The sequence below is a fragment of the Desulfovibrio sp. genome (genome assembly GCA_016208105.1).
Classification (GTDB): domain Bacteria; phylum Desulfobacterota; class Desulfovibrionia; order Desulfovibrionales; family Desulfovibrionaceae; genus Fundidesulfovibrio.
This window is the reverse complement of sequence record JACQYS010000007.1, coordinates 1-3637: the sequence shown is the minus strand read 5'-3', so window position 1 is coordinate 3637 and position 3637 is coordinate 1. Positions and strand designations below refer to the sequence as shown.

General features: G+C 61.9%; 3 protein-coding genes. 2 read left to right on the top strand and 1 reads right to left on the bottom strand.

Features of this window, described 5'->3' with window-relative positions; genetic code table 11:
• Positions 1–33 precede the first annotated feature (33 nt).
• Positions 34–2070 carry an RHS repeat-associated core domain-containing protein gene (locus HY795_02930; protein ID MBI4804167.1) on the top strand — a complete coding sequence of 679 codons (2037 nt, stop codon included), beginning with the start codon at positions 34–36 and terminating at the stop codon, positions 2068–2070.
• Positions 2063–2455 carry a hypothetical protein gene (locus HY795_02925; GenBank protein ID MBI4804166.1) on the top strand — a complete coding sequence of 131 codons (393 nt, stop codon included), beginning with the start codon at positions 2063–2065 and terminating at the stop codon, positions 2453–2455. Before HY795_02930 ends, HY795_02925 begins: the two co-directional genes overlap by 8 nt.
• Positions 2456–3035: 580 nt before the next feature.
• On the opposite strand, the gene HY795_02920 is transcribed toward HY795_02925, so the two are convergent.
• On the bottom strand, positions 3036–3476 hold the full coding sequence (locus tag HY795_02920) for a hypothetical protein (GenBank protein MBI4804165.1): 441 nt from the start codon (positions 3474–3476) through the stop codon (positions 3036–3038).
• Positions 3477–3637 lie beyond the last annotated feature (161 nt).

The window sequence follows — 3637 nt, the reverse complement described above, 5'->3', positions numbered from 1 at the left end:
GTCGTTGGCCTGTCGTACGACGCAGCAGACCGTGTGCTGACCCAGACGCGGCCCGACGGCGAGGTCACGAGCTTTTCTTACGACAACAATGGAAATCTGTCGTCGCTGAGTCCGCCTGGAAGGCCCGCCCACCTATTCGAGCATACGCCGGTCGATCTGGAGTCGAAGTACACGCCTCCGGAAGCCGGCTTTACTCCGCGTGAGACCGAGACTTTCTATACCCTCGATCGCGAGGTCGAAGCGGTGGTGCTGCCGGACGCGAGAGTCATCGACCTCGACTACGACCCCGCGGGCCGGCTGAGCTCGGTGGTCACGAGCGCGGGCATCTATGGGTACAGCTATGACTTTGCGGACCGCGTCGAGACTCTCACCGCACCAGGCGGCGAGACTCTCGTGTTCGGCTACGACGGTAGCCAGCTAACCCAGTCGACCTGGGCGGGGACGGTGAGCGGCTCGATCACGAACGTCTACGACGCGGACCTGCGTCTCTCGACGCAGCTCGTGAACGGGGACTATCCCGTCGCGTACAACTACGACCAGGACTCGCTCCTCGAGTCATACTCGATCTCGGGCGCGGGAGGCACGCCGACCGCGACCTTAGTCACGACGAGGAATGTCCTAAATGGCCGGCTCGAGACCACGACCGCCGGCGTGGTGACCGACGAGCGGCACTACAACGGACACGGAGAGCTCGACCACTACACCGCGCGGGTGAGCAGCGTGGTCGTGTTCGAGGTCGACTATGTCCGGGACGGACTCGGTCGCATCGACGTGAAGACCGAGACGGTGAACGGCACCACGAAGGCGTTCGACTACGATTACGACCTCGCGGGCCGACTCACCGACGTCTGGGAAGACGCCGTGCTCGTCGAGCACTATGAGTATGATCCCAACGGAAACCGCACGCTCGGCGTGGTCCGCGGGGTTGCGTCTGTCGGGACCTACGACGACCAGGACCGGCTCCTGAGCTACGGCGACTTCGCGTACACGTACACCGCCAATGGCGAGCTACTCACGAAGACGGATACTTCGAACGGAGAGGTGACGCTGTACTCGTACGATGAGTTGGGCAACCTGCGGGAAGCCACGCTCCCGAATGGCGACCACCTCGAGTACGTGATCGACGGGTTGAACCGGAGGATTGGCAAGAAGGTCAACGGCACACTCGTACAAGGCTTCCTGTACGGTGACCAGCTCGACCCTATCGCCGAGGTCGACGGAACCGGGAATGTCGTGAGCCGGTTCGGTTACGGCACTGTGGGTCACAGCGCCGACACGATCGTGAAGGGCGGGAGGGCGTACCGGGTGATCATGGACCACGTCGGCAGCCCGCGGCTGGTGGTGGACCAACTCACCGGGGCGGTCGCACAGGAACTAGACTACGACGCCTGGGGCAACACGCTCGTCGACTCGGCGCCAGACTGGCAGCCGTTCGGATTTGTTGGCGGAATAGACGATCGAGAGGCGATGCTTGTCCGATATGGCCTACGCGACCTTGATTTGTCTACGGGCCGATGGGTAGCACCCGACCCAGTCGGCTTGGGCGCCGGCTCGAATCGTTTTCTGTACGGGTTCGGGGATCCAACCAATCGCATTGACCCCTCGGGCGCTGCGGTGCGGGTGAGGGCTGGGAAGGGCGTTGACCTCTCCAAACTGAAGATGTCGCCGGAGGGTGTGCTTACTCTCGCTCTCCAGCACATTCAGGAGAACTCAAAGCTGAAAGACTGGTTCAACGAGTTGCTTAACAAGAAGAACAAGTCACTTGAGGACCTAATCTGCGGCGATCTCGACGTTGATATCACGATCTGGAGCAAGTCAGGCAATCAGACCAAGTACGATTCGGTCTTCCTGGGAGCATCGGCAGAGCAGGCGAATCGCTCTATTGGTATGGAGGCCGCTCAGTTCGATCCTCTGCTTTGGACCTCCGCGTCGGATGTGTTCGACGCGGCGTCTAACATGATCCATGAACTGGCTCACTTCGTCGAGGCTTACTCGCTTGGCGGAACCTGGCCTGATGTACCGGGCGATACCGGTCAATGGGTAGAGGATCAGCTTGTCTCGCTTGAGTAGCATCGTCCAGTCGTTTTGGGCGGGTGAGAAGCATCGGGAATTCGAACTTGCCCCATGGACAGCGGCTGCTGCCTGGTTGTTCTACGCGTTTGTCGCTTCGGCTCTCGACCCTATCCAGTTCGTCATCAAGAAAACTGGGTGTCCCACCTCGTTTGAGTCCGCTGTGCTAAAGGCCATGACGTTCGTACAGGGTTGGCCGTGGCTCCTTCTCGTGCTCCCGATTCTCGGGTCTGCCCTCGACTTCGTAGGGTTTCTCGAGATACGCAACCGGCGGCGGATTGGCGTGGGACTTGTCATCTTGGTAGGCTTCGTTGAGTTAATAGCGGCCGGTGTGGTTGCGAGAGCCAAGGCCGATGGCGCCATCTTTCCGCCTTGGTCCTTCTAGTCAAGCCGTGCCCAGCAGCAGATTCTAGCCGTGCCCGCAGCAGAGCAGATTCAAGCCGTGCCCCCCTGTGACCCGTGCCCAGCAGCAGATTCAAGCCGTGCTGGCCAGCAGCAGATTGCAGATTCAAGCCGTGCGAGATTCAAGCCGTGCCCCGTGCGAGATTCAAGCCGTGCCCCGTGCGAGATTCAAGCCGTGCCGCCCGTGCGAGATTCAAGCCGTGCCTCCCAAATTCAGGCCGTGCCCTCCCAAATTCAGGCCGTGCCTCCCAAATTCAGGCCGTGCCCCCCTGTGTCCGATTTTCGCTGAGCCCCCAAATTCAGGCCGTGCCCCCCTGTGTCCGATTTTCGGTGGCCGGTCGGAAATGTTCAGTATCGACTCACCTGAGTTGGCTGTAACAGCGGGGGCCCGCTGTTACAGCCCGGCGCCGAATTCGGGTTGCGGACGACGCTGGCGGAGCTCTTCGCGGCGCTCGAGAGGGCACTTCCTGACGCTGAGGACGAGCCCCTCCGACTCGGCGACACCGCGGGTCGATCGGGAGGCGCTGCGGGGCCTCAGTCCATTCGGAGCTCGCGCGAGCGAGCTACGTGGCGATGAGTCCCTGTCTCACGTAGGTGCTCGGCCTGAAGGCGTCGACGCCCGCCGGCAGCGGCGCGAGCTCGAGGATCTCGGTCTCGATGAAGTCCTCGCGCCGAGGCTCGAGGCCGGGCTCTGCTTTTCGGAGGACGCGAGCAAACGCGCGACGGTTGAATCGCTTGAACTCGTGTCCGGCGTTGAGGAGTGGCCAGGCGACGAGCCCAGGCCAGTCACGATATTTCTCCACCAACCTGGCGTCCGCGGGATTCAGGAGAGTGTAGCGGATGCGGCCTGCGAACGCTTCGTCATCGAGGATCTCTTCGGCGGAGAATCGTCGTGGGAACACGGTCCCGGAGCGTCCCCGGTGCACGTTGATCTCACGAGCGAGATTTCCGATGAAATACTCGAGGAACGCGGAGAGGTCGCCTCCTTGGTCCTGCACGACCATATGCCAATGGTTCGAAAGCACGAGGCAGCCACAAGACCGGTGTGGCGGAGCGGGTGACCGTCCACTACAAGTTCCATCCGTTGTGCGGGCAATCCCTCGAAGTGTACTGGGAGGCGCGAGCTGGCAACGCCGTCTACACTCTCCACGTGGGTGGCGGGCGC

Bases quoted from the DNA above. Each gene is read 5' to 3' on its own strand.
- HY795_02920 (MBI4804165.1), bottom strand. From the start codon at position 3,476: ATGGTCGTGCAGGACCAAGGAGGCGACCTCTCCGCGTTCCTCGAGTAT.